At 71.7% G+C, this 23,092-nt stretch carries 22 protein-coding genes and 1 riboswitch; of the genes, 8 read left to right on the top strand and 14 right to left on the bottom strand.

Going from position 1 to position 23,092, the window contains the following annotated elements; genetic code table 11:
• The 11 genes from ACOADB_RS03250 to ACOADB_RS03300 all read right to left on the bottom strand — a co-directional run.
• On the bottom strand, positions 1-1,246 hold a 1,246-nt coding region (locus ACOADB_RS03250), incomplete at its 3' end, for an HNH endonuclease signature motif containing protein (protein ID WP_378596485.1).
• Between the two features lie 246 nt (positions 1,247-1,492).
• Positions 1,493-2,491: an Rv2231c family pyridoxal phosphate-dependent protein CobC gene (gene cobC / locus ACOADB_RS03255; protein WP_378596486.1), complete on the bottom strand. Its 999-nt coding sequence runs from the start codon at positions 2,489-2,491 to the stop codon at positions 1,493-1,495.
• Positions 2,484-3,866, bottom strand: a complete 1,383-nt coding sequence (locus tag ACOADB_RS03260) for a cobyrinate a,c-diamide synthase (protein WP_378596487.1) — start codon at positions 3,864-3,866, stop codon at positions 2,484-2,486. The genes cobC and ACOADB_RS03260 overlap by 8 nt, the downstream gene beginning before the upstream one ends.
• 7 nt (positions 3,867-3,873) lie before the next feature.
• The gene (gene cobO / locus ACOADB_RS03265; protein WP_378596488.1) at positions 3,874-4,488 is read right to left on the bottom strand and encodes a cob(I)yrinic acid a,c-diamide adenosyltransferase; all 615 of its coding nucleotides are present in this window, start codon (positions 4,486-4,488) and stop codon (positions 3,874-3,876) included.
• Positions 4,481-5,122: a 5,6-dimethylbenzimidazole synthase gene (gene bluB, locus ACOADB_RS03270; RefSeq protein ID WP_378596490.1), complete on the bottom strand. Its 642-nt coding sequence runs from the start codon at positions 5,120-5,122 to the stop codon at positions 4,481-4,483. Before bluB ends, cobO begins: the two co-directional genes overlap by 8 nt.
• Complete coding sequence (locus ACOADB_RS03275; protein WP_378596491.1) at positions 5,119-7,194, bottom strand: magnesium chelatase subunit D family protein; 2,076 nt, start codon at positions 7,192-7,194, stop codon at positions 5,119-5,121. The genes bluB and ACOADB_RS03275 overlap by 4 nt, the downstream gene beginning before the upstream one ends.
• Positions 7,191-7,949, bottom strand: a complete 759-nt coding sequence (gene cobM / locus ACOADB_RS03280) for a precorrin-4 C(11)-methyltransferase (RefSeq protein WP_378596493.1) — start codon at positions 7,947-7,949, stop codon at positions 7,191-7,193. The genes ACOADB_RS03275 and cobM overlap by 4 nt, the downstream gene beginning before the upstream one ends.
• Entirely contained in the window at positions 7,946-9,160 is a 1,215-nt protein-coding gene (gene cbiE, locus ACOADB_RS03285; RefSeq protein ID WP_378596495.1) for a precorrin-6y C5,15-methyltransferase (decarboxylating) subunit CbiE, read from the bottom strand. Before cbiE ends, cobM begins: the two co-directional genes overlap by 4 nt.
• The gene (gene cobJ, locus ACOADB_RS03290) at positions 9,148-10,692 is read right to left on the bottom strand and encodes a precorrin-3B C(17)-methyltransferase (protein WP_378596522.1); all 1,545 of its coding nucleotides are present in this window, start codon (positions 10,690-10,692) and stop codon (positions 9,148-9,150) included. The genes cbiE and cobJ overlap by 13 nt, the downstream gene beginning before the upstream one ends.
• Before the next feature lie 8 nt (positions 10,693-10,700).
• Positions 10,701-11,375: a precorrin-8X methylmutase gene (locus ACOADB_RS03295; protein WP_378596498.1), complete on the bottom strand. Its 675-nt coding sequence runs from the start codon at positions 11,373-11,375 to the stop codon at positions 10,701-10,703.
• Positions 11,368-12,240: a nitrite reductase gene (locus ACOADB_RS03300; protein ID WP_378596500.1), complete on the bottom strand. Its 873-nt coding sequence runs from the start codon at positions 12,238-12,240 to the stop codon at positions 11,368-11,370. The genes ACOADB_RS03295 and ACOADB_RS03300 overlap by 8 nt, the downstream gene beginning before the upstream one ends.
• A gap of 69 nt (positions 12,241-12,309) precedes the next feature.
• A riboswitch (cobalamin riboswitch) is annotated at positions 12,310-12,519 on the bottom strand.
• Positions 12,520-12,574: 55 nt separating this feature from the next.
• Between ACOADB_RS03300 and ACOADB_RS03305 the strand changes: the two genes are divergently transcribed.
• The 5 genes from ACOADB_RS03305 to ACOADB_RS03325 all read left to right on the top strand — a co-directional run bounded on the left by ACOADB_RS03305 (position 12,575) and on the right by ACOADB_RS03325 (position 16,717).
• Entirely contained in the window at positions 12,575-13,696 is a 1,122-nt protein-coding gene (locus tag ACOADB_RS03305; protein ID WP_378596502.1) for a Nif3-like dinuclear metal center hexameric protein, read from the top strand.
• A 31-nt stretch (positions 13,697-13,727) separates the two neighbouring features.
• Complete coding sequence (locus tag ACOADB_RS03310; protein ID WP_378596504.1) at positions 13,728-14,474, top strand: zinc ribbon domain-containing protein; 747 nt, start codon at positions 13,728-13,730, stop codon at positions 14,472-14,474.
• Entirely contained in the window at positions 14,471-15,724 is a 1,254-nt protein-coding gene (locus ACOADB_RS03315) for a bifunctional RNase H/acid phosphatase (protein WP_378596506.1), read from the top strand. The genes ACOADB_RS03310 and ACOADB_RS03315 overlap by 4 nt, the downstream gene beginning before the upstream one ends.
• 57 nt (positions 15,725-15,781) lie before the next feature.
• Complete coding sequence (locus tag ACOADB_RS03320) at positions 15,782-16,255, top strand: DUF4279 domain-containing protein (RefSeq protein ID WP_378596508.1); 474 nt, start codon at positions 15,782-15,784, stop codon at positions 16,253-16,255.
• A 93-nt stretch (positions 16,256-16,348) separates the two neighbouring features.
• Entirely contained in the window at positions 16,349-16,717 is a 369-nt protein-coding gene (locus tag ACOADB_RS03325) for a hypothetical protein (protein ID WP_378596509.1), read from the top strand.
• 156 nt (positions 16,718-16,873) lie between these two features.
• Here ACOADB_RS03325 and yaaA read toward each other — a convergent pair whose 3' ends face one another.
• Complete coding sequence (yaaA, locus tag ACOADB_RS03330; RefSeq protein ID WP_378596510.1) at positions 16,874-17,653, bottom strand: peroxide stress protein YaaA; 780 nt, start codon at positions 17,651-17,653, stop codon at positions 16,874-16,876.
• A 36-nt stretch (positions 17,654-17,689) separates the two neighbouring features.
• On the opposite strand from yaaA, the gene ACOADB_RS03335 reads away from it, so the two are divergent.
• Both ACOADB_RS03335 and cobU read left to right on the top strand, forming a co-directional pair.
• Complete coding sequence (locus ACOADB_RS03335) at positions 17,690-19,132, top strand: RNB domain-containing ribonuclease (RefSeq protein WP_378596511.1); 1,443 nt, start codon at positions 17,690-17,692, stop codon at positions 19,130-19,132.
• A 10-nt stretch (positions 19,133-19,142) separates the two neighbouring features.
• Positions 19,143-19,664 (top strand): bifunctional adenosylcobinamide kinase/adenosylcobinamide-phosphate guanylyltransferase, encoded by a 522-nt coding sequence (gene cobU / locus ACOADB_RS03340; RefSeq protein ID WP_378596512.1) that lies wholly within the window; start codon positions 19,143-19,145, stop codon positions 19,662-19,664.
• Between the two features lie 15 nt (positions 19,665-19,679).
• On the opposite strand, the gene ACOADB_RS03345 is transcribed toward cobU, so the two are convergent.
• Both ACOADB_RS03345 and cobT read right to left on the bottom strand, forming a co-directional pair.
• Positions 19,680-20,447, bottom strand: coding sequence for an adenosylcobinamide-GDP ribazoletransferase (locus tag ACOADB_RS03345; RefSeq protein WP_378596513.1), 768 nt, complete (start codon positions 20,445-20,447; stop codon positions 19,680-19,682).
• Between the two features lie 7 nt (positions 20,448-20,454).
• A complete protein-coding gene (gene cobT / locus ACOADB_RS03350; RefSeq protein ID WP_378596514.1) occupies positions 20,455-21,489 on the bottom strand; it encodes a nicotinate-nucleotide--dimethylbenzimidazole phosphoribosyltransferase in 1,035 nt (344 codons plus the stop codon).
• An 88-nt stretch (positions 21,490-21,577) separates the two neighbouring features.
• On the opposite strand from cobT, the gene ACOADB_RS03355 reads away from it, so the two are divergent.
• Positions 21,578-23,092: hypothetical protein (locus ACOADB_RS03355; protein ID WP_378596515.1), on the top strand; the 1,515-nt coding region annotated here is incomplete at its 3' end.

The raw sequence follows: 23,092 nt of genomic DNA on the forward strand, positions 1-23,092 counted from the left end.
GGTGTCGGCCGTGGGGACTGGTCCAGAGGTAGTGCCCGGGCAACACGATCACGTAGCGCCACTTGCTGAAGGTCTTGGCGCGATGATGTCGCCGACACAGGGGAACGAGGTTGCACGGACAGGTCACGCCACCCTGCCCGTACGGTTGCGCATGATCCAGATCGCAGCGCGAGGCCCGATGCGGGCAGCCGGGGAACCGGCATTGGTGGTCGCGGAGCTCGACGCGGCGGCGGATGCGGTCGGGGATCTCGTAGGAGTCGACCGGCACACAGTGCTTGAGGTCGATGACGGGCCGCACGATGACGGTGGTGTCTCGTGCGCGCAGCCATTCCTTGATCTGCGCGGTGGAGATCGGGGTGCGGCCCTGGTCCCACCGGCCGACCGGGTTCGCGAACGGGTTGTCCTCGTTCAGGGCGGTGTCGGTGATGTGGACGCTCAGCTCGACCTTGCGCCCGGGGCTGGTCGCCATCACTTCACCGGTCTCTTCGTCGGCGAACAGCAGGTCAAGGCCGAGGTCCTGACGGGCCATCTCGCCGACAGACTTGGCGCGGCGCACGTCGAAGGAGTCGGTGTCTCCGAGTTGTCCGCGGAGCTTGGCTCGACGAGACAGGGCCTGGTCGAAGTCGTGGGCGTCGGCGGCGTCCAGGACGCTGTGGGACTCGACCTGCCCGTTCGGGTCCACGTCGTCGAAGTCCACCCGGCGACGGTCGGCGGCGGCCTGTCGTTGGGCTTCGGCGCGTTCGGGGTCGAACCGGATCACCGCCTCGGTGACCAGGCGTTCGAGCTGTGCCCAGCCGACACCCCCGACCGCGGCCAGCTGGCGGTCCACGAACGCAGCAGCCTCGGCGTTCAACGGCCGGGTGAGGTCCGCGATGCGTTCGGCCCGCCAGGGCTCCAGGCGGCCCTCGAGCACTGAGGCGTAGATGCCGGGGAGGCGCCAAGCGCACTCGATGACCCGCCCGACGTACGCACGGCCACCGTCAGGGGACCGGCCCAACACGGCGATGAGCTCCATCAGGTTGAACTCCGACACGAGCGGTGCACCCTCGCCCGCGATCGGAACACCCGTGTCGATCACACCGTCCACGATGGTCGCTGCCAGCTCAGGCGTGGTCACGATATTGCGGTTGGCCCAGGCCACGATGTCGACCCATTCCTGGACCAGGGACGCCTGCCGGACCTTGACGCCCTTGCTGAGGTCGGACAGCAAGGTCCGATCAGAGCGGGTGTCGGTTCCGAGATCCATACATGTATTAGATCACCGAGGTCCGACATCGCGAAGCGTCGCGAGCCTGCCTGTGGACAGGGGACGTCCACAGGCAGGCTTGTGGGGAGTCGGTGGACCGTGCGGGGGTTTCGAGGCTCGTCGCTGGCGCTCCTCGCACCTCAACCACCGTGCCCGGGTGGTCTCGAGACGGTTGCTGCGCAACCTCCTCGACCAACGGGCGACGGTTGCTGCGCAACCTCCTCGACCTGCGACGATCCGGCGAACCTAGAGGTTGGCGAGTGCGGCGAGGAGCTGGTCGGTGAGCTCTTCGGGGCGGACGGCGATGCGGATCCAGGAGCCGTCGAGGCCGGGGAAGGTGTCGGCCCGTCGTACGGCGATGCCGGCGGCGCGGAGGCGTTCGTGGACGCCGTCGCCGACCTGGGCCAGCACGAAGGAGGCCGTGGAGGGGAGGTGGTGGACGCCGAGGTCGGCGAGGCCCTTCTCGAGGTGCTCGCGCCAGTCGCGGATCTCCTCGGCGCGGCGCCGGCCCTCGGCGACTGCCTCGGGGGAGGTGCAGGCGAGGACGGCTGCGGCGGCCGTCGTACCGACGGACCAGGGGGCCTGGTTCAGGGCCAGGCCGGCCACGACCATCGCGTCGCCGACGAGGTAGCCGGCGCGGATGCCGGGGATGCCCCAGTGCTTGGTGAGGGAGCGGATCACGACGAGCCCGGCGACGCGGAGGCCCGCCAGGGACTCGGACTCGTCCGGGTCGCAGTCCATGAACGCCTCGTCGACCACCACGACCCGGCCCGGCTTGAGCAGCGAGCGGATGGTCTCGGCGGGGTGGAGGGCGCCCGTCGGGTTGGTGGGGTTGCCGATGATGACGAGGTCGGCGTCGTCGGGGACCAGGTCCGGGTCGAGCGCGAACGGCGGCGGCAGGACCACGGACCGGACCCGGTGTCCGGCCTGCTCCAGCGCCGCGTGCGGCTCGGTGAACTGGGGGTGCACGACGACGGGCATGCTCCACGGCCGCAGCCGCGCGACGAGGGTGAACGCCTCGGCAGCGCCGGCGGTGACCAGGACGTTGTCGAACGGACGCCGGTGGTGGGCAGCGACGGCACGCTGCGCCCGCTCGGCGCTCGGGTAGACGCCGACGTCGTCGAGCGAGGCCCGTAGGGCTTCGTCGAGCCACCCGGGCCGCGCGCCCGCATAGACGTTGACCGCGAAGTCGAGCGTGGCCTCGCGGGCCTCGGAATCGCCGTGGTGGCGCAGCGGGTCATCCACGCGCGTGCCTGTCGTGTACGGCGGCCGCGAAGCGTGCGGCGAGCTGGGGATGTCCGGCCCAGTGGGTGTGCAGGTAGGACGCGTGCAGGGTGTCGGACGCGAAGCCGACCTGTTCGCCGTCGACCTCCCACGCGGCGGTGGCGCCGGAAGCCGGCGCGACCTGGGTGCGGTGGAACTCGTGACCGGTGACCTGCTCGCCGACCCGGGTCAGCAACGTGTCGGCGACGCCCTCGGCCACGGGGTAGCGCAGGGTGAGCCGCTCGTTCATGGCGGCGTCGGCGTCGATCACGCCGGCCATCGGGACGTCGTCGAGGGTGCGGCAGAGGTACAGCAGGCCGGCGCACTCGGCGACCGTCGGCAGCCCGTCGGCCACGGCCGCGCGGATCTCCTCGCGCAGCGCGGCGTTGTCGGTCAGGTCCTTCGCGTGGACCTCGGGGAAGCCGCCGCCGAGGTAGAGACCCGCCGTGCCGGCCGGGAGCGCGGCGTCGAGGGCCGGGTCGAACGGGACGACCTGGCAGCCGGCGGCCTCGAGGAGCTCGGTGGTCTCGGCGTACTGGAAGGTGAAGGCGCGGCCGGCGGCGACGGCTACGACGGGGCGGGCAGGTGTCGAGCCTGCGGGGGTTTCGAGGCTCGCTGACGCTCGCACCTCAACCACCGCAGGGGACCAGGCGACCGCGTCGAGGTCGGGGGCGGACCGGGCGATGTCGAGCACCGCAGCCAGGTCCACGTGCTCGGTCACGACCTCGGCCAGGCGGGCGACGACCTCGGCGGACTCACCGCGCTCGGCAGCCGTCACCAGACCGAGGTGGCGGGAGGGCGTGGCGATGTCGGGGTTGCGGGGGATCACCCCCAGGACGGGCACCGAGATCGAGGAACGCACCTCCTCAGCATGCCGTGCGGAACCGGCCTGGTTGAGAATCACGCCCGCGATCTCGATGGTCGGATCCCACGTCGCCATGCCGTGCACCACGGCACCGATCGACCGCGACGACCTCGAGATGTCGACGACCAGGACGACCGGGGTGCGGGTCAGGCGGGCCACGTGGGCGGTGGAGGAGAAGCCGTCGCCACCGATCCGGCCGTCGTACAGGCCCATGACGCCCTCGATGACCGCAACGTCCGCCGGCACCGGCACCGCGGCGCCGTGCAGGAGCAATGGAGCGACGAGCGATTCGCCGACGAGGTGCGGGTCGAGGTTGCGACCGGGCCGGCCGCACGCCAGGGCGTGATAGCCGGGGTCGATGTAGTCGGGGCCGACCTTGTGGCCGCTCACGACGTGACCGGCGCGGACCAGCGCAGCCATCAGTCCCGTGGCAACCGTCGTCTTGCCCTGGCCGGTGGCCGGGGCAGCGACGACGATGCGCGGGAGACTCACCGCTCCGTCACCATTCAATGCCTCGCTGGCCCTTCTGGCCCGCGTCCATCGGGTGCTTGATCTTGGTCATCTCGGTGACCAGGTCGGCCACCTCGACCAGCTTCGGGTCCGCACGGCGGCCGGTGATGACGACGTACTGCCGACCGGGGCGGTTGGCCAGCGTCTCCACGACGTCGTCGATGTCGACCCAGCCCCAGTTGATCGGGTAGGTGAACTCGTCGAGCACGTAGAGGTCGTGCCGTTCCTCGGCCAGCGCCCGCTTGATCTCGGCCCAGCCCTCGACGGCGTCGGCGGCGTGGTCCTCAGCGGTGCCCTCCTTGCGGGACCAGGACCAGCCCGACCCCATCTTGTGCCAGGCCACGGGCCCGCCCTCGCCGGTCTCCTCGTGCAGCGCACCGAGGCGCTCGAGCACGGTCTGCTCGCCGATGCGCCACTTCGCGGACTTCACGAACTGGAAGACGCCGACGTTCCAGCCCTGGTTCCACGAGCGGATCGCGAGGCCGAAGGCGGCGGTGGACTTCCCCTTGCCGTCGCCGGTGTGCACCATCACGAGCGGCCGGTTGCGGCGCTGGCGGGTGGTGAGTCCGTCGTCGGGGATGACGAGTGGCTGGCCTTCAGGCACGGTCGCTCCAGGTGTTCCAGGTGTCGTGGTGGATGGCGTCGGCGAGCGGGCGGCGGTTGCGCCATCCGTGCCGTTCGAGGTCGGGGACGGCTTCGAGGTGGCTCACGGTGCCGAGGCACAGCCACGCGATGGGTCGGATGTGGTCGGGGATGCCGAGCAGGCTGCCCAGGAACGGCTCGCGGTAGAACGACACCCAACCGACGCCGAGGCCCTCGGCGGTCGCGGCGAGCCAGAGGTTCTGGATGGCGAGGACGGTGGAGTAGAGCCCGGCGTCGGCGATCGCGTGCCGTCCCAGGACGTGCTGGCCGCCGCGGCTCTGGTCGTGGGTGACGACGATGCCCATCGAGGACTCGCAGATGCCCTCGACCTTGATCTTGTCGAAGGTCGTACGACGCTCCGGCGGCAGCGACGCGGCGAACGTGTCGCGCTCGTGGGCGACGTGGTCGCGGAAGGTACGACGAAGTCCCGCATCGCGCACGACGACGAAGTCCCACGGCTGGCTCATGCCGACGCTCGGGGCACGGTGCGCGGCACCGAGGACCCGCAGCAGCGTGTCCTCGTCGACCGGCTCACCCGTGAACTCGGCGCGGACGTCGCGGCGGCGCTCGATGACGTCGTACAGGGCTGTGCTCACGCTGCCCAGCTCCGGGCTGCGGAGATCAGGTCCTCGGCGTTGACCTCGCCGATCGGCACGTGCTCGGCACCGAGGTGCTCGGCGAGCGTGGCAGCCAGGCCCATCCGCATCGGACCGCTCTCGCAGTCGATGACCACGCTGGTCACGCCGGTCTCGGCGAGCAGCGCGGCGGCCATCCGGGACCGGTGGACGGCCTCGGCCCCGGCGGTCGCGCGGCCGTCGGTGACGACGACGAGCAGCGGCCGTCGTTGCGGGTCGCGGGTCCGTTCGACGGCCAGCAGGTGCGCGGCTTCGAGGAGGCCCTCGGCGAGCGGCGTGCGGCCGCCGGCGGGGAGCTCTTCGAGTCGCGTGGCGGCGGCATCGACCGAGTGGGTCGGCGGCAACGCGACCTCGGCGCCCTGCCCACGGAAGGTGATCAGGCCGACCTTGTCGCGGCGCTGGTACGCGTCGAGCAGCAGGCTGAGGACGGCGGTCTTGACCTGCTCCATCCGGCGCCGTGCGGCCATGGAGCCGGACGCGTCGACGCAGAACAGCACCAGGTTGGACTCGCGCCCCTCGCGTACGGCGATCCGCAGGTCCATCGCACGCAACAGCAGCCGTCCGTCGACGCGACCGCGCGCGAACTGATGCGGTGCGGCGGCGCGGATCGTCTCGGTCAGGTGGACGGCGCCGCCCTGTCCGGTGGGGACGGTCGCGCCGATCCGGCGACCGCTCGAGGTGCGGGCCCGGCTGCGTCGTCCGGCGGTGCCGGTGCCGACGCCGCGGACCGTCAGCAGGCGGGTGCGGTACGTCGACGTGGTGCCGCTCAGGCTGGTGGCGCCCGACCCCTTGTCGGGCGACGTCGGCGAGCTCAGGTCGCTCGGAGCCGGTACGTCCTGGTCGACGGTCTCGGTGTCGGTGGCTTCAGGTCCTTCGACCTCGCTCGGACCGTCCTCGGGACCTGCGTCCAGCCCGTCGTCCGGCCCTTCCTCCGGGCTGGGCGGATCCGTCGGGTCCTCGGGATCCGTCGGATCCTCCGGCGGCAGCTCCTCGTCGCCGAGCACCTTGTCGAGCAGGTCCTCGTCGAGGCCGGGGGCGTCGAACGGCTTGCGGCGGCGGCGGTGGGGGAGCGCCAGCGTGGCGGCGACCCGGATGTCGGCGAGGGTGACCTCGTCGCGAGCCGACCAGGCCGCGTGGGCGACGGCGGTGCGGGCGGTGACGATGTCGGCGCGCAGGCCGTCCACGTCGAAGGCCGCACAGACCTCGGCGATCTTGAGCAACGCGGCATCGGTCAGCCGGACCGCGCCGACCAGTCCCTGCGCCGAGGAGATCCGGTCACCCAGGGCCTGCTCGGCCTCGGCGTAGCGGGCGGAGAACGCGGCCGGGTCGGCGTCGTACGCCATCCGTCGGCGGACGACCTCGGCACGAAGTGCGGGGACCCGCGGTGCGGCGACCTCGACGGTCAGGCCGAACCGGTCGAGCAGCTGCGGACGCAGCTCGCCCTCTTCGGGGTTCATGGTGCCGACGAGCACGAAACGTGCGGCGTGCTCGACGGAGACACCGTCGCGCTCGACCGTCGAGCGGCCCATGGCGGCGGCGTCGAGGAGCAGGTCGACGAGGTGGTCGTGCAGCAGGTTGACCTCGTCGACGTACAGGATGCCGCGGTGTGCGCGGGCCAGCAGGCCGGGCTCGTACTCGGCCTTGCCCTCGGTCAGGGCGCGCTCGAGGTGCAGCGAACCGAGCACCCGGTCCTCGGTCGCACCGACGGGCAGCTCGACCAGGCGCACGGCCCGGGTCTCGACAGCCGCATCGGCAGCGAACGGGCCGTCAGGTGAGGAGTCCGGGTCGTGCGGGTCCGAGGAGAACCGGTCGCCCGCGATCACGTCGATGGGCGGGAGCACGGCGGCCAGGGCCCGCACGATCGTGGACTTGGCGGTGCCCTTCTCGCCGCGCACCAGGACGCCACCGACGTCGGGGGCGATCGTGGTCAGGATCAGGGCGAGCGCCATCGGGTCGGGACCCTCGGGCCCATCGGCGCCGCCGACGGCCCCACCAGACCCGACAACAGCAGTGAACGGGAAGTGCTGGGTCATGTGAGACGTGCCTTTCGCTGGACGCGCTCGGTTGAGTAGAGGTACGACTCCGCTGCGGAGCCCGACGCGAGGGCCGGTCCGACGAGGATCACGGCCGCCTGCCGGAGACCGGCCTCCTCGACCAGGTCGGCGATCTGGCCGACGGTCGCACGCAGTACCTGCTCCTCGGGCTGGGACGCGCGGGACACGACGGCCACCGGGCAGTCGGCTCCGTAGAACGGCTCGATCTCCGCCATCAGCTCGCGGGTCCGCGTGATCGCCAGGTGCAGCACCAGGGTCGCGCCGGTGGCGGCGAACGCGGCCAGCGACTCGGTCTCGGGCATCGCGGTGGAGCGGACCTGGGTACGCGTCAGCACGACGGACTGGGCGACCAGCGGCACGGTCAGCTCCCGCCCGACGATCGCGGCCGCAGCGGCGTACGCGGGAACGCCGGGCGTCACGTCCCACGGCACTCCCGCGGTGTCGAGGCGCCGGGTCTGCTCGTGCAGCGCGGAGTAGAGCGACGGGTCACCCGAGGTCAGTCGTACGACGTCCAGGTCGGCCACGTTCGCCTCCACCATCACGGCGGTGATCTGGTCGAGGTCGAGCTCCTGGGTGTCGACCAGGTTCGCGTCCTCCCGGCAGTGCGAGAGGACGGCGGCGTCGATGTAGGTGCCGGGATACAGCACGACGTCGGCACTCGCCAGCATCGACGCGGCGCGCAGGGTGATCAGGTCGGCGGCGCCGGGGCCGGCTCCCACGAAGTGGATGGTCATGCCTTCTCCCAGGTCCACTGGACGACGGCCCGCGAAGGGGTCCAGCCGGTGAACCGGCCGCCCAGCGGGGTGACGTGCTCGACGGACAGGCGGGTGAGCTCGCCGCCGTACTCGTGGAAGGCGTCCACCAGCAGCGACTCGGTCTCCAGCGTGACACCGTGGACGACGAGGAGGCCTCCGGGACGCAGGGCCTTGCGGCACAGGTCGAGCAGGTCGGGCGCGGTCGCGCCACCGCCGACGAAGATCGCATCGGGCTGGGGGAGTCCGGCCAGTGCCTCGGGTGCGGTCCCGAGCACGACCTTGAGGCGCGGAACGCCCAGTGCGGTGGCGTTGCGGCCGATCCGTGCGGCGCGGTCCGCGTTCGCCTCCACCGCAACGGCGTCGGTCAGCGGGTGTGCGCGCAGCCATTCGATCGCGACCGATCCGGCGCCGGCACCGACGTCCCAGAGCAGTGCTCCGGGACGGGGCGCGAGCCGCGAGAGCGCGCTGGCGCGCACGTCGCGCTTGGTGATCTGGCCGTCGTGGTCGAAGGCGTCGTCGGGCAGGCCGGGCGCCCAGGATGACGTGCCGGTTCCGGGGCCCCGGACGTCGATGGCGAGCACGTTGAGCCGGGGAAGGTCGGCCGGCAGTTCGTCCGTGTCGGCGGTGAAGTCGATCTGGCTCTCCTGCGTGCCGCCGAGGTCGCCGAGCACCGTGATCACACTGGCGCCGTGGCCGGCCTCGAGGAGCAGGCCCGCGACGGCGATCGGCGTCCGGTCGTCGGACGACAGCACGATCAGCTTGCGGCCGGCAGCCAGCTCGCGGCGCAGCGCGGCGGGATCGCGGCCCACCAGCGTCACGACCTCGGACTCCTCGGCCGACCAGCCCATCCGGGCGCGAGCGAGCGCGACGGACGAGACGGCCGGAACGACCGTCACCGCGTCCGGGCCGAGCAGGCGGATCAGCGTGGTGCCGATCCCGGAGACCAGCGGGTCACCCGAGGCCAGGGCAACGACCCGGCGGCCGTCGTACTGCTCCAGGAAGGTGGGAAGGGTGGTCATCGGCCGCGGCCAGGGTGCGCGCTCCTGGCCATCGATCGGCGGCACGAGGTCGAGGTGGCGCTCGCCGCCGAGCAGCACTTCGGCGCTCTCCACGAGTGCGCGGGACGACGGGACGAGGCCGTCCCAGCCGTCCGCGCCGATCCCGACGACGGTGACGTTCACTCCACCCATCGGGGTGTCCAGACCGAGCCGTTGGGCTCCACGCGGGTGGACGAGGCGCCGATGATCAGCAGGCACTTCATGTCGATGGAGTCGGTGTCCAGGTCCCCCAGGGTGGTCACGGTGACCGACTCCTCGGAGCGACCGACGTCGCGCCCGATGATCACCACGGTGTCGGGGGAGCGGTGCTCGAGCAGGATCTTCTGGGTCTCGACGACCTGTTCGCGACGTGATCGTGACGCGGGGTTGTAGATGCCGAGCACCAGGTCGGCGTCGGCGATCGCGCGCAGGCGCTTCTCGACGACGGCCCAGGGCTTGAGCCGGTCCGAGAGGCTGACGATCGCGAAGTCGGCGCCGATCGGGGCGCCGGCGCGGGCCGCGACGGCCTGGACCGCGCTGACGCCGGGCAGGACGCGGACGGGCACGGTCGCGTGCTCCGGGTGGGCCGGATCGGCGGCGGCCTCGAAGACCGCGGCGGCCATGCCGAAGACACCGGCGTCGCCGCCGGAGACGACAGCAACCCGCTCGCCGGACAGCGCGAGGTCGAGGGCGAACCGGGCGCGGTCGACCTCCACGGTGTTGCCCGACGCGTGGCGGGTCAGGCCGGCACGCTGGGGGACGCGGTTGACGTACGGCGCGTAGCCGACGACGTGCGACACCTCGGCCAGTGCGGCGGAGGCCTCGGGGGTGAGCCAGCCGTCCGGGCCGGGGCCGAGGCCGATGACGAGGAGCTCCGCAGCGTCCATGGTCTCGGTGGTTTCGAGGCTCGTCGCTAGCGCTCCTCGCACCTCAACCAACGAGCGGAGGCGGGAGGCGGTCGGGCGGTGCGCGGAGTCACCGGGAACGACGATGAGCGAGAAGTACGGGACCGACTCGGCGTCCACCTCGGCGACGGGCAGCCAGCGCTGCTCGGGCTGCGAGGCACGTTCGACGTACCAGGCGCCCTCGAGGCGACCGGCCTGCGCCAGGGCCGAGCGGACGGCCGGGAAGGTGCGGCCGAGCTTCATGATGATGGCGCCGTCGGTGTCGGCCAGGCGCCGGGCGAGCTCGGCCTCGGGGAGCGTGCCGGGCAGGACGGTCAGGACGTCGGTCTGGCGCACCAGGGGAGCGGGGATGGCGGCGGTCGCGGCAGCGAAGGCCGGGATGCCCGGGACGACCTCGGTCTCGAAGCGGTCGCGGAACCGGTCCAAGAGGTACATCGAGGAGCCGTAGAAGAGCGGGTCCCCCTCGGCCAGCAGTACGACGTCACGACCCGCGTCGAGGTGGGCGGCAAGCCGTGCTTCGCACTCGTCGTAGAAGTCGGCCAGCGCGCCGACGTACCCGCCGGGGTGGTCGGTGCTGCCCGTGGTGACGGGGTAGCGCAGCTCCTCCTCGACGGCGTCGGCCGGGATCAGGTGCGCGGCGATCCGGCGGGCATGCGACTGCTTGGTGACGCCGGCATGGAACGCCACGACGCTGGCGGCACCGATCAGGCGCTCGGCCTTGCGGGTGATGAGCTCGGGATCACCGGGGCCGATGCCGACGACGTGGAAGGAGCCGGTCATGGGGAGGGTCACTCCTCCTCCTGCGCCAACGCGTTGACGGCCGAGGACGCCATGGCGGAGCCGCCCCGGCGACCGCGCACGGTGACGAACGGGATGTCGATGCCGTGGTCGGTGGCGAAGGTGGCGAGCGCGTCCTTGGATTCAGCGGCGCCGATGAAGCCGACGGGGCAGCCGACGATCGCGGCGGGTCGGGGTCCGCCGTCGAGGATCATCTCGAGCAGGTGGAAGAGCGCGGTCGGGGCGTTGCCGATGGCGACGACGGCACCCTCGAGCAGCGGCTCCCACAGCGAGACTGCCGCAGCGGTACGGGTGGTCGACCACGCCTTCGCCAGCTCGGGCGTCCGGGGGTCGGTGAGGAAGCAGTGCACCGGGTTGTCGGCGGGCAGGCGGCCGGCGGTGATGCCCATCGCGACCATCCGGGCGTCGCACAGGATCGGTGCACCGGACGCCAGCGCGGTGCGGGCAGCGGACACGAGGCCCGGGTGGATCACGAGGTCGCGCACGAGGTCGGTCTGGCCGCTGCCGTGGATCATCCGTACGGCGACCTTCTCGGCCTCGGTGGGGATCCCGGTGAGGTCGGACTCCCGGCGGATGGTCGCGAACGAGTCGACGTAGATCGCGGGGCCGTCGGCGATGTACTCGTAGCGGCGCGGCGGTGCCGTCAGGTCGATCTGCTCACTCATTGCGGTTCTCCTCAGGGATCAGCACACCGTGCCACGGCGTCACGACGACCAGGTCACCCCGGCCGGTCCGTGACGCGAGCATGGACGCGACCATGCTGGCATCGATGCCGGTCTCGTCCACCTGCACGTGCTCGCCGCCGGCCACGGGGCCGAAGGGCAGGGATGCGCTGGTGATGTCGGCGCCGGGCGCGGGTGCGACCGGGTCAATCAGGGGTGCGGGGAGCTCGGTCACGTGCCAGGGCGCCTCGGGCCCCTCGCCACGCGCCTCGAGGAACAGGCGGGCCAGGTCACTGATCGCGTCGGCGGCGCCGGCGAGGGGCACCACGGGCCCGAACCCGGTCCCGACGCGCAGCTGCGCAGACTCGGGGGACAGGGCGACGAGGCCCAGGTCGCGATGCCGGTCGGCGAGGTCGCCGCGGCCGTCGTCGAGCGTGAAGAGGAAGCGGCCGGGCAACCCGGCGAGGGTCGGGTCGCCGAGCAGGAGCGCGTCGAGCGCGGCCACGACGGGGCGCAGGTCGGCGCGACCGCCGGCGATCCCGGTCTGTGGGGAGACGAGGACGTTGCGGATCCGGTCGTGCTCCCGCGACGGAAGCAGCCCGGTGGCCTCGAGGGCGACGAGGGCCGGTTCGGCGAGCCGGTCCCCGGCCTCGCTGTCGACGGGCATCGAACGGACCTGCAGGTTGGCGCGCGCCGTCAACCGCACCCGCCCGTCGCCGTACTCCTCGGCCACGGCTACCAGCGCCTGAAGGGACGACAGGGAGATCCGCCCGCCAGGGATCCGGATCCGGACCAGTCCGCCGTCCTCGGCGAGCCACGGGTGCACGACGCCCGGGCAGCGGTCCGGCCGGCTGCGATTCGTGGCCATGGCGATGCGGTCCTTCGAGGTCAGGGGGCTCGTCGCGTTGCCCCTGCAAAATTCCTTGGTGACCTCGCGACGGTTGTCGCAAGGGCCAGCAGGTCTTCGGACTCGGGATCCTCCGGTGCGGAGCGCCTTCCCGGACCCGAAGGTCCAGTGGCTGTACCGGTTTCCCGGTGCTCCGTCCGTCACCCATACCGCTGCGCGTCAGTCCCGGACTCTCACCGGGTTCCCTGACTTCCACGTTTCGCACTTCTGTGGAGGTCGACTGGCCCCGGCAGGGTATCAATCCCGGGCCGGTGTCCGTCCCGGCGCCCACGGCGACCGCAGTAGCCTGACGCTCATGCCCACGCTCCAGGACGTCACCGACCTGATCCATGGCTGGTACCCGCCCTCGACCGCGGACAGCTGGGACGCCGTCGGCCTCGTGTACGGCGACCCGGGCCAGTCCGTGAAGAGGGTCCTCTTCGCCGTCGACCCCACGCCTGCCGTTGCGGCCGAAGCGGCCGAGTGGAAGGCCGACCTGCTCGTCGTGCACCACCCGCTGTTCCTGAAGGGCGTCACGGGGTTCGCCGCGACGACGCCGAAGGGCCGCACGCTGCACACCCTCGCGAAGGCCGACTGCGCCCTGCTGACCGCCCACACGAACGCCGACCAGGCCGTCGGGGGAGTGTCGGAGTCCCTGGCCCTCGCGCTCGGCCTCACCGAGCTGGCACCGATCATCCCGGCCTCCTCGGAGCCGGTCGACAAGCTGACGGTCTTCGTCCCGGCGGACGCTGCCGCCCCGGTCCGCGCCGCGATCGCAGAAGCGGGCGCCGGCCGGATCGGCGACTACGACTTCGCGTCCTTCACCAGCGCACCCGGCCAGGGCCGGTTCCGCCCGCTCGACGGTGCGAACCCGATGATCGGCACCGTCGGCGACCTCGAGACGGTCGAGGAGGTGCGGATCGAGGTGGTCCTCGCGCGCTCGCTGCGGACCGCCGTGGTCCGGGCGATGCTCGCCGCGCACCCCTACGAGGAGCCCGCGTACGACGTCGTCCAGCTCGCCGACAACGGCCTCACCACGACGGGGACCGGCCGGATCGGCACGGTCGCGCAGGTGACGCTCGCCGAGTTCGCCGAGTCCGTCGCGAAGGCGCTGCCCGCCACCTCGCACGGGGTCCGGGTCGCCGGGGACCCGGAGCGCCCGATCAAGCGGGTCGCCGTCTGCGGCGGGGCCGGTGACTTCCTGCTGGACCGGGTGGCCGGGCTCGACGTGGATGCCTACGTCACCAGCGACCTGCGGCACCACCCGGCCGCCGAGTTCTTGGAGAAGGGCGGGCCGGCACTCATCGACATCGCCCACTGGGCCGCCGAATCGACCTGGTTGCCCGTCGTCGAGCAACGCCTCGTCGAGGCACTGGGCGACGCCGTGGAGACCCGGGTGAGCACGATCGTCACCGACCCTTGGACAATGCACCTGTGAGCGCATCCGTGAGCATCCCCGAGAGCATCCGATGAAGGCCGACCCCGCCGCCCAATTGCGCCTGCTCGACCTGCAGGCGCTGGACGCCCAGATCGACAAGCTGCGCCACCAGCGCACCCATCCTGCAGAGGGTGCCGAGATCGCCGAGCTCCTCGGCAAGCGTGCCGATGTCGACGGCAGGATGCGCGACCAGCGGATCGTCGTCGACGACCTCGCCGTGGCCCAGGCCAAGGCCGACGCCGACGTGGAGACGGTCAAGGTGCGCCGCAAGCGGGACCGCGACCGGATGGACGCAGGACTGATCGCCAACCCCAAGGACCTCGAACGGATGCAGCACGAGCTCGACACCCTCGAGCGCCGGATCACGGTGCTGGAGGACGAGGAGCTCGAGGTCATGGAGCAGCTCGAGGAGGCGCAGTCCGCGCTGGACGAGCTCACCGCCGCGATCGAGAGCATCGACACCCGGCTCGGCGAGCTGACCGCGACCCGCGACGCCCGCGGTGCCGAGCTCGACGCCGAGGCGGCCACGGTGGGTGCCGGTCGCGACGCGATCGTCGCCGATCTCCCGGCCGACCTGCTCGCGCTCTACGAGAAGCTGCGCGCCAACCAGGGCGGCATCGGCGCCTCCGAGCTGCGCCAGCGCGCCTGCGGCGGCTGCCAGATTCGTCTCGACGCGGCGGAGCTCCAGGTCATCCGGGCCACCCCGGCCGACACCGTCGTGCGGTGCCAGGAGTGCCAGCGGATCCTGGTGCGGACGGCGGAGAGCGGCCTCTCGTGACGGGAGCGGGTCGTCGTACCGTCCTCATCGAGGCTGACGGCGGCTCCCGCGGCAACCCCGGCGCGGCGGCGTACGGCGCCGTCCTCAAGGACGCCACGACCGGTGAGGTGCTGGCGGAGGACGGGTCGACGATCGGGTTCGCGACCAACAACGTCGCGGAGTACTCCGGCCTGATCGCCGGCCTCAGGCTTGCTGCGGAGTTCACTCCGGACGCCAAGGTCGAGGTCAGGATGGACTCGAAGCTCGTCGTCGAGCAGATGGCCGGCCGCTGGAAGATCAAGCACCCCGACATGAGGGTGCTCGCTGACGAGGCGCTGGCGCTCGCTCCGGCCGGGACCGTCTACACGTGGGTCCCGCGGGAGCAGAACGGCCACGCGGACCGGCTCGCCAACGAGGCGCTCGACGGTACGCGGTCGGGCGTCACGGCCGTGATCGAACCGGCCGCTGCTCCTGTCGGGCTCATCGTCGGTGACGGTGCCCGTGACGGTGACGGGGCCGGTGACGGGGTCGCCGACGAGCCCGAGTCGCTGGTCGAGGAGCTCGAGTCGCCTGCGGCAACTCCGGTTGCACCGCCGGGGATGGGCTCGCCGACGACGATCGTGCTGGTCCGCCACGGCGTCACGCCGCACACGACCGGTCGCCGGTTCTCGGGTGGACTCGGCGGCGACAACCCCGCCCTCTCCGAGGAGGGTCGGGCGCAGATCGCGGAAGCAGCCGAGTGGCTGACCGAGCTGCGTGACCACATCAGCGTCGTCGTGTCCTCACCCGTGCGACGCACCCGCGAATCGGCCGAGATCATCGCCGAGAAGCTGGGCCTTCCCGTCGAGGAGGAGCCCGGTTTCGCCGAGATGGAGTTCGGCGACTGGGACGGGATGACCTTCACCGAGGTCGGCGAGAAGGACAAGGCCGGACTGGAGGCGTGGTTCGCCGACATGGCCGCCTCGCCCCCGGGCGGGGAGTCGTTCCTGGCCGTCCAGGCCCGCGTCCTCGACGCCCTGGCCCGGCTCCTGAAGAAGCACGCCGGCAAGACCGTCGTGCTGGTCAGTCACGTGACACCGATCAAGACGCTCGTCGCGCACGCCGTCGACGCCCCGCTGGAGTCGCTGTTCCGGATGGAGCTCTCGCCCGCTGCTGTTTCGGTTCTCTCGTTCTACGAAGACCTGGCCACCGGGGAGCAGAAGGGTTCGCTCCGATTCTTCAACGCGCTGCCCGCCGGTCGGCGGACGTTGCTCGACACCGGCCGCTGGTGACCTCGCAGCATGTCGCGACCCGCACGCCCACGCCTCAGGCGTGACCGACGTTTCTGGATGAATCAGTACGCGTACTTCCAGTTGGGATCCACCACTCGGTCGGCTGCTGAACTGTCCACCGAAATTGGGATGGAACCAGACGAAGTGCGGGTACGCGGCAGCAAGCGCGCCGAGCCGCCCATCCCTGCGCGACACTCATGGGAAATCGTCAATCGTGCGCCCAACATGGACGTTGAGGACCTGGTGGCGCCGCTACTCGACCGCATCTCGCCTGTCGCGAGTCGAATCCGCGACCTCACGGACAGCGAAGAAGTTCACGCCACCCTCGTCGTCGTCCGCTACTTCAACGACCGCAATGGAGTCGCTGAAGAGCAGGTCGAAACCGAGCAGGACGGGCATCAACTGGTGAAAATGCCCGGCCAGCATCAGATGCTCGGCTGGGCCCTCGAACCGGAAGCACTCGGGTTGCTCGCGTCCATGAACGCAACGATCTGGTTCGACGAGTACAGCTGGCCACAGACGATGGGCTAGTTGAAGGTCGGGCCACCCATGGGCAGCGCCGCGTCGATTCGCCGCGACTCAGCTGTCTACTCGTGGCTATGAGCGGACGCTAGCGTTCGAAGCATGGGAGAGCGTCAGGGGCGGAGTGTGAAGAATCCGGAAACGCATCGCCTGGAAGGCGACCTGTACGTCAACGTCACGTTCCTCGCGCTTGCTCTTTCGGCCTCTGGCCTCTGCCTGGTCGTGGGAGCCCCAGCGGCGCTGGAGGTCCTTCGCGAGGGAACGAGCGAGTACGTGACTCCTCTTGATGTTGCGGTGTCCGGCGGCGCGCTACTGATCATCGTGCTGTTCCCCATCGCTGCTCTGGGCGTTCTTCTGATGCGTCACGCACTACAACCCGCTTCTACGTGGGCGGGCACGATCGCCACTGCCGCACGAGTCACCGGGGCCCTTGCCGGGCTTTCCGTACTGGCTACGTTCCTCCTGGCGTGAAGGGCACGGCGGGGAGCCCGTTCATGCGACGTTCCGCTCGGTGGTGCCGTGAACAGGGCTCAGTGAAGCGGCGCGACATCGACAGTGGGTTGTCCAACCCGCTGCGTCTCGATACGCGCCTCGCTGGCGCTCGCCGCTACTCGACGAGCTTGCGAACTACAGCTCGCTGACGACCACGTCGAGCTGGGTTCCGGTCTTGCCGGGGGCGCTGATCTCGACGGTCCAGCCGAGGCGTTCGAGCGTCGCGGCGAGGGCTGCCGGGGTGCGCGGGTCGGCGCCGTCCTCCAGCAGCTCGCGGACGATCCGGCCCTTGGTGGCCTTGTTGAAGTGGCTGACGACCTTGCGGGTGCCGTTGTGCTCGTGCAGGACCCGGACGGTCGCGACCCGCTTGGCGAGCTCGGGTGCGGGACGCCAGAAGTTGGCGTACATCCCCGACCGCAGGTCGACGAGCAGTCCGCGGCCGAGCGCCGCGGTCATCACCGGCGGCAGAGCTTCGCGCCAGATCGCCGCGACCGGGCCGACGGGCGGGAGCGAGGCGTCGCCGGAGAGGCGGTAGGACGGGATGCGGTCACCGAGGCGAACCATCCCGAACAGGCTGGAGGCCACGGCCACCCGGCTCGTCGCGCGGCGCTTCGCCGCAGCCGACAGGGTCTCGAGGTCGAGGGCGTCGTAGAGGACGCCGGTGTAGATCCGGTCCGCACGAGCGGTCGGTGCGGCCACCAGGTCGGCGTTGCGGTCGATCAGGTCCAGCTGTCCCGGTGAGAGCCCGAGTACGGCGGCCGCCTTGTCCGCGTCGTCGCGGCACAGCGCGACCAGGGCCTCGAGCACCTCGCTGCGGGCGGCGGTCAGCTCGGGCGAGGAGAGGGACGCGAGGTCGAGCGCCTTGCCCCGGGTCGGAACGGACTTGCCCTCACTCGGCGGCAGCAGGATCAGCACCGGGAAAGGATAGGGCTCCCCGATAGTGTCGGCCGCATGCCGAGCAACGTCGTGGTCCGGGTCAAGGCGAGCTCCCCTGCGCTGACGCAGGGACTCGAGGAGATCGCGAAGGAACTGGAGCTGCCGGGGGAGTTCCCCGCCGACGTGATCAGCGCTGCCGAGCGGGCAGCGACGGACGTCGTACTCCCGGAGCTGGACCGGACGGACCTGCCGTTCATCACGATCGACCCGGCCGGTTCGATGGACCTCGACCAGGCATTGCACATCGAACGATCCGCCAATGAATCAGGCGGTTTCGTCGTGCACTACGCGATCGCCGACGTGGCTGCCTTCGTGAAGCCCGGCGACCCGATCGACCTGGAGGCACACCGCCGCGGCGAGACGTTGTACGGCGCCGGTACCCGCATCCCGTTGCACCCGCCGGCGCTCTCGGAGCGGGCAGCGTCGCTGCTGCCCGACCAGACGGCCCCCGCGTTGCTGTGGACGATCGAGGTCGACGCCGCGGGCACCCCGACCAAGGTGCACGTCGAGCGGGCGCTGGTGCGTTCGACCTTGCGCCTTTCCTACGTCGAGGCCCAGGCGGCGCTCGACGACGGCTCGGCCGGCGAGGTCCTCGTCCTGCTGAAGGAGGTCGGCCTGCTCCGCCAGCAGCAGGAGCTCGCGCGCGGCGGCATCTCGCTGCCCCTGCCCGAGCAGGAGATCGAGGAGACCGCCGACGGCTTCGAGCTCGCGTTCCGCAAGCAATTGCCCGTCGAGGAGTGGAACGCCCAGATCTCGCTGCTGACCGGCATCTCGGCTGCGTCGCTCATGGTCGGCGCCAAGGTCGGCATGCTGCGCACCCTGCCGCCGGCCGACCCGCGCGACGTCGCCCGGCTGCGTCGCGTCGCCCACGCGCTGAAGATCGACTGGCCCAGGGCGACGGACTATCCCGCCTTCATCCGGTCCCTCGATCCCGCGAAGTCCGAGCACCAGGCGATGGTCGTGGCCTGCACGCGCCTGCTGCGTGGCAGCGGGTACGCCGCGTTCAACGGCGAGTTGCCGGAGCAGACGAAGCACTCCGCGATCGCCGCCGAGTACGCCCACGTCACCGCGCCCCTGCGTCGCCTGGGTGACCGCTACACGGGCGAGGTCTGCATCGCGATCTGCGCCGGACAGCCGGTCCCGGAGTGGGTCACCGCCGCGCTGCCGGAACTGCCGAAGACCCTCCAGGACTCGGCCCGTCGCGCCGGCTCCTACGAGCGCGCCGTGCTCGACCTGCTCGAAGCGGCCGTCCTGTCGGGTCGCGTGGGCGAGAAGTTCGCGGGCGTGGTCACCAGCCTGCGCGACGACGACCCGAAGTCGGGCGTCGTGATGCTCGCCGAGGTCGGCGTCGAAGCACCGGTGACGTCGCCGCAGCCGCTGCCGCTCGGCGAGGAGGTCGAGGCCACTCTTGCCACGGCAGACCTCGCGGCCCGTAAGGTCGCGTTCACCGTCGGTTGAGGAGGCGCACGTGAAGGTACTGGTCACCGGGGGAGTCCGGTCGGGCAAGTCGGTGCACGCCGAGCAGCTGGTGGCGGCCGCCCCTGCGGTCACGTACGTCGCCGCCGGCCCCGTGTACGACGACGCCGACTGGGTCTCGCGGATCACCGCGCACCGGGTCCGTCGGCCCGACTCGTGGATCACCGAGGAGACGAACGACGTGGCCGGTGTGCTGCGCGCTGCGACGACGCCGGTGCTCGTCGACTGCCTGGGCACCTGGTTGACCACGATCATCGACAAGGCCGACCTGTGGGAACGGCCGATCGGTGACGCCGAGCTGGTCGTGAGCGAACGGGTTGCCGACGTCGCAGCCGCGCTCGCCGAGACGTCGGTGGACGTGGTGTTCGTGACGAACGAGGTCGGCCTCGGCGTCGTACCCGCTCACCGGTCGGGTCGGTTGTTCCGCGACCTGCTCGGCATCGTCAACCAGCGCGTCGCGAGCGCCTGCGACGAGGTGCACCTGGTCATCTCGGGGCGGGTGCTGAAGCTCTGAGGCCGTAGGCCGACGTCAGGCCCCGGCGAGTCCCACCAGCAGGACGGCGAGCGCCACTTCGATCCCGGCGCCGAACACGTCGCCGGTGACTCCACCGAACCGCCTGACCGTGTGCGTGACGAGCGCGACGACGACCAGGGCGGCGACCGCGACGGTCACCGGGCCGCGGACCGGGTCGACGAGGGCAGCGAGGGCTGCCAGGGCGATCCAGCCGACCACCGTGACGGCGACCGGGATGCGGCGGGTGAACGTGACGCCCAGCCCGTCCTCGCGCGCCGGCGGGGCGAGGGTCGAGCAGGTGATCCAGAGCGCGGCGCGGGACGCGCAGACGGCCGCCCCGGCAATCGCAGCCGCGCGCAGCTCACGATCCCCGCCGACGAACCAGGCCAGGCCGGCGGCCTGCGCCCCGAGCACCAGCACGAGGGCTGCCACACCGGCCGGGCCCGCCGTACCGCTCTTCATGACGGCCAGTGACCGTTCCCGGTCGTACGACGACGTGAGTCCGTCGGCGACGTCGGACAACCCGTCCAGGTGCAGGGCGCGGCTGCCCACGGCCAGCAGGGTGATCGCCGCGAAGGCGACTGCGAGGGCGGGCAGGTCGAGCCGGCCGCCGCCCCAGACGACCAGCGCGACGCCGAGGCCGAGCGGCAGGACCGCGAGCGGTGCCAGCAACATCGCGCCGGTGGCGTCGGCCGGGGTCACCCGCAGGACTGCGGGCACCCGCAGGGCGGTCAGGGTCCCGATCGCGAGCCGGAGGCTGCGGCCGGCGAGGGCTGGGTTCACGAGGGCGTCACGCCGGCGGCATCAGGTCTGCGAGCAGCGCGACGTCACGGAGCAGGGCAGCGGCCGACCGGAGGACCGGGACGGCGGCCACGGCGCCGGAGCCCTCGCCCAGGCGCATGCCGAGGTCCAGGACCGGCTCGAGGCCGAGCTTCTCGAGCGCGAGGGTCTGGGCCGGCTCGGTGGAGCGGTGGCCGGCGGCGAACCAGGCAGCGGCACCAGGGGCGATCCGGTCCGCGGTGAGGGCGCAGGCGACCGACATCAGGCCGTCCAGGAGCACCGGTACGCCGCTCTCCGCGGCTTCGAGGAGATAGCCGACGGTGGCGGCCAGGTCAGCGCTGCTGACGGCCTGGAGGGTCTGGATCGGGTCGTCGAGGCGCGCGCCGGCGCGGTCCAGCGCCTGCTGCACCACGACCTGCTTGTGGACCAGGGCCGCATCGTCGACGCCGGTGCCGCGGCCGGTGACCTCCACGGCCGGGAGGCCGAGCGCGGCGGCGACCATCGCGGACGCAGGCGTGGTGTTGCCGATGCCCATGTCGCCGGACAACAGGAGCTGCGCGCCCGCCGCGATCTCCTCACGCGCGACGGCGCGGCCGGTCTCGATGGCGCGCTCCGTCTCCTCGGCGGTCAGGGCGTCCTCGAGGTGGATCGCGCCGCTGCTGCGACGGACCTTGTGCGACTGGACGTCGGCGGGCACACCTTCGAGGTCGTCGTCGACGCTGATGTCGAGGACCCGCACCTGCACCCCGTGGGCGTTGGCCAGCGCGGAGACACCGGCCTTGCCGAGGACGAAGGTGCGCACCATCAGCGGGGTGATGGCCGGGGGGTAGGCCGAGACGCCGTGCTGTGCCACGCCGTGGTCGCCGGCGAAGATCACCAGGCGGACGTTCTCGAGCGGAGCGGGCGGGCACACGCCCTGCACTGCAGACAGCCAGACGCCGAGGTCGCCCAGACGGCCGAGGGCACCGGCAGGGGTCGCGAGCCCCGCAAGGCGCTCGGCGGCGGCGGTCCGGACGGCGGAATCGGGTGCAGCAATCGCGTTCATGGTGCCGAACGCTACCGCCGTCCGTGGCCCGGGGCCGCGCCGTACCAGCGCTGACGTCACCGGGCGCACGTCCGATCGTTCAACTTCCGTGCGCACCCTCGTGAAGACCGTCACATCCGGCCGTCGGCGGGCGGCGGCCCTCCTGGCCGGGGCAGTCGTGGCCAGCCTGCTGACCGGTGGACCGCCGCTCGCGTCGCCGGCGCAGGCAGCGCCCACGACCGCCTGCGACGCGGCGACCTACCCCAGCGCGGAATGGGCGGCGTGCGAGGCCGCGAACGTGGGGGTCACCGGGCAGAACGCGACGCGGCACCTCGACCTGCTCCCCGGGATCCTGGCCAGCACCAGCCAGTACCAGCTCGCCCGGTTCCGCACGATGCTGACGGACCCCGAGCGGCAGCCGAACGTGAACTCCTGCACCGCCATCGTGCTGTGTCCGATCGACCCGCGGGTGCAGGGCTGGACGGTGAAGGGCGGACTGGTCGAGCCGGTGCTCTACACCTCGCGGTCGGGCGCGACGATGTCCGGCCACGTGTGGGCCACCCGCACCGGCCCCGCGAAACGGCCCGGGGTGGTGGTGATCAACGGGTCGATCGTCGGCTTCGAGGAGATCTACTGGTACCTCGCCCAGACCCTGGCCCGCAGCGGCTTCGTGGTGATGACCTTCGACGTCCAGGGCGAAGGCATGTCCGACCAGTTCGGTGCCAAGCCGGACCAGCTCGAGGACGCGTTCGCCGGCATTCCGCTGCTCGGGCTGTTCGCACCCAAGGGCTCCTCCGACGGACCGATCGGCCTCGGTGGCAACGGCCTCACGTTCTACGACGGCGGGCAGGACGCCCTCGACTTCTTCCTGTCGACGCCGGCGAAGCCGTACGTCCCCCGCGTGAGCCGGATCTCCGGCACGTCGCACGCCGCGAAGCAGGTCCGTCGCGTCGCCGCCGGCCGCAACGCCGCCTACAACCCGCTCTGGAACCTCCTGGACGGGTCCCGGATCGGGCTCACCGGTCATTCGTACGGCGCCGTGGCCACCTCGTGGCTGACGCAGAAGGACCCGCGGGTCTCGACCGGTGTCGCACTCGACAACCTCTGCGTCCCGGTCTCGCCGGCGCCCGATGAGCTCGCCGCGTTCGCCGCACCGAACCCTGACTTCGCCGGTGCGGCGGGGATCACGAGCGGTCTGCCCACGCCGTGCTTCGAGGCTCCTCCCGGTCCGGCGCCCCGGATCACGAAGCCGGCCCTCGGCATCACGGGCGACTACCTGCTCGCTCCGCTGCCGTTCCTCGCTCCGCCGAACCCGCTCGGGAAGTCCCGTGCCTCACTCGCCCACACGCAGGCGGGCGTGGACACCGGCGCGATCGTCATCCGCGGCGGCACCCACTTCGACTTCAACGACGTGCCGGCAGCGCTCCCCGCCAGCCTGCGCGGCATCGACCTGGTCGCCTGGTACACCAGCGCCTGGTTCGACAAGTACCTCGACCGGGACCCGACGGCCGACGCGCGGCTGCTCACGCGACGCTGGCAGAGCGACGCCCGGGCACGCAGTGCGGATCCGACAGGGGACGGCAACCTGTTCTCCTGGCACTTCCGGTCGCGCCTGGACATCCAC

The sequence above is a fragment of the Nocardioides sp. CPCC 206348 genome, from assembly GCF_048654705.1.
Lineage (GTDB): Bacteria > Actinomycetota > Actinomycetes > Propionibacteriales > Nocardioidaceae > Nocardioides.

Bases quoted from the DNA above. Each gene is read 5' to 3' on its own strand.
- ACOADB_RS03275 (WP_378596491.1), bottom strand. From the start codon at position 7,194: ATGACCCAGCACTTCCCGTTCACTGCTGTTGTCGGGTCTGGTGGGGCC.
- cobM (WP_378596493.1), bottom strand. From the start codon at position 7,949: ATGACCATCCACTTCGTGGGAGCCGGCCCCGGCGCCGCCGACCTGATC.
- cbiE (WP_378596495.1), bottom strand. From the start codon at position 9,160: ATGGGTGGAGTGAACGTCACCGTCGTCGGGATCGGCGCGGACGGCTGG.
- cobJ (WP_378596522.1), bottom strand. From the start codon at position 10,692: ATGACCGGCTCCTTCCACGTCGTCGGCATCGGCCCCGGTGATCCCGAG.
- ACOADB_RS03295 (WP_378596498.1), bottom strand. From the start codon at position 11,375: ATGAGTGAGCAGATCGACCTGACGGCACCGCCGCGCCGCTACGAGTAC.
- ACOADB_RS03300 (WP_378596500.1), bottom strand. From the start codon at position 12,240: ATGGCCACGAATCGCAGCCGGCCGGACCGCTGCCCGGGCGTCGTGCAC.
- ACOADB_RS03305 (WP_378596502.1), top strand. From the start codon at position 12,575: ATGCCCACGCTCCAGGACGTCACCGACCTGATCCATGGCTGGTACCCG.
- ACOADB_RS03310 (WP_378596504.1), top strand. From the start codon at position 13,728: ATGAAGGCCGACCCCGCCGCCCAATTGCGCCTGCTCGACCTGCAGGCG.
- ACOADB_RS03320 (WP_378596508.1), top strand. From the start codon at position 15,782: ATGAATCAGTACGCGTACTTCCAGTTGGGATCCACCACTCGGTCGGCT.
- ACOADB_RS03325 (WP_378596509.1), top strand. From the start codon at position 16,349: ATGGGAGAGCGTCAGGGGCGGAGTGTGAAGAATCCGGAAACGCATCGC.
- ACOADB_RS03335 (WP_378596511.1), top strand. From the start codon at position 17,690: ATGCCGAGCAACGTCGTGGTCCGGGTCAAGGCGAGCTCCCCTGCGCTG.
- cobT (WP_378596514.1), bottom strand. From the start codon at position 21,489: ATGAACGCGATTGCTGCACCCGATTCCGCCGTCCGGACCGCCGCCGCC.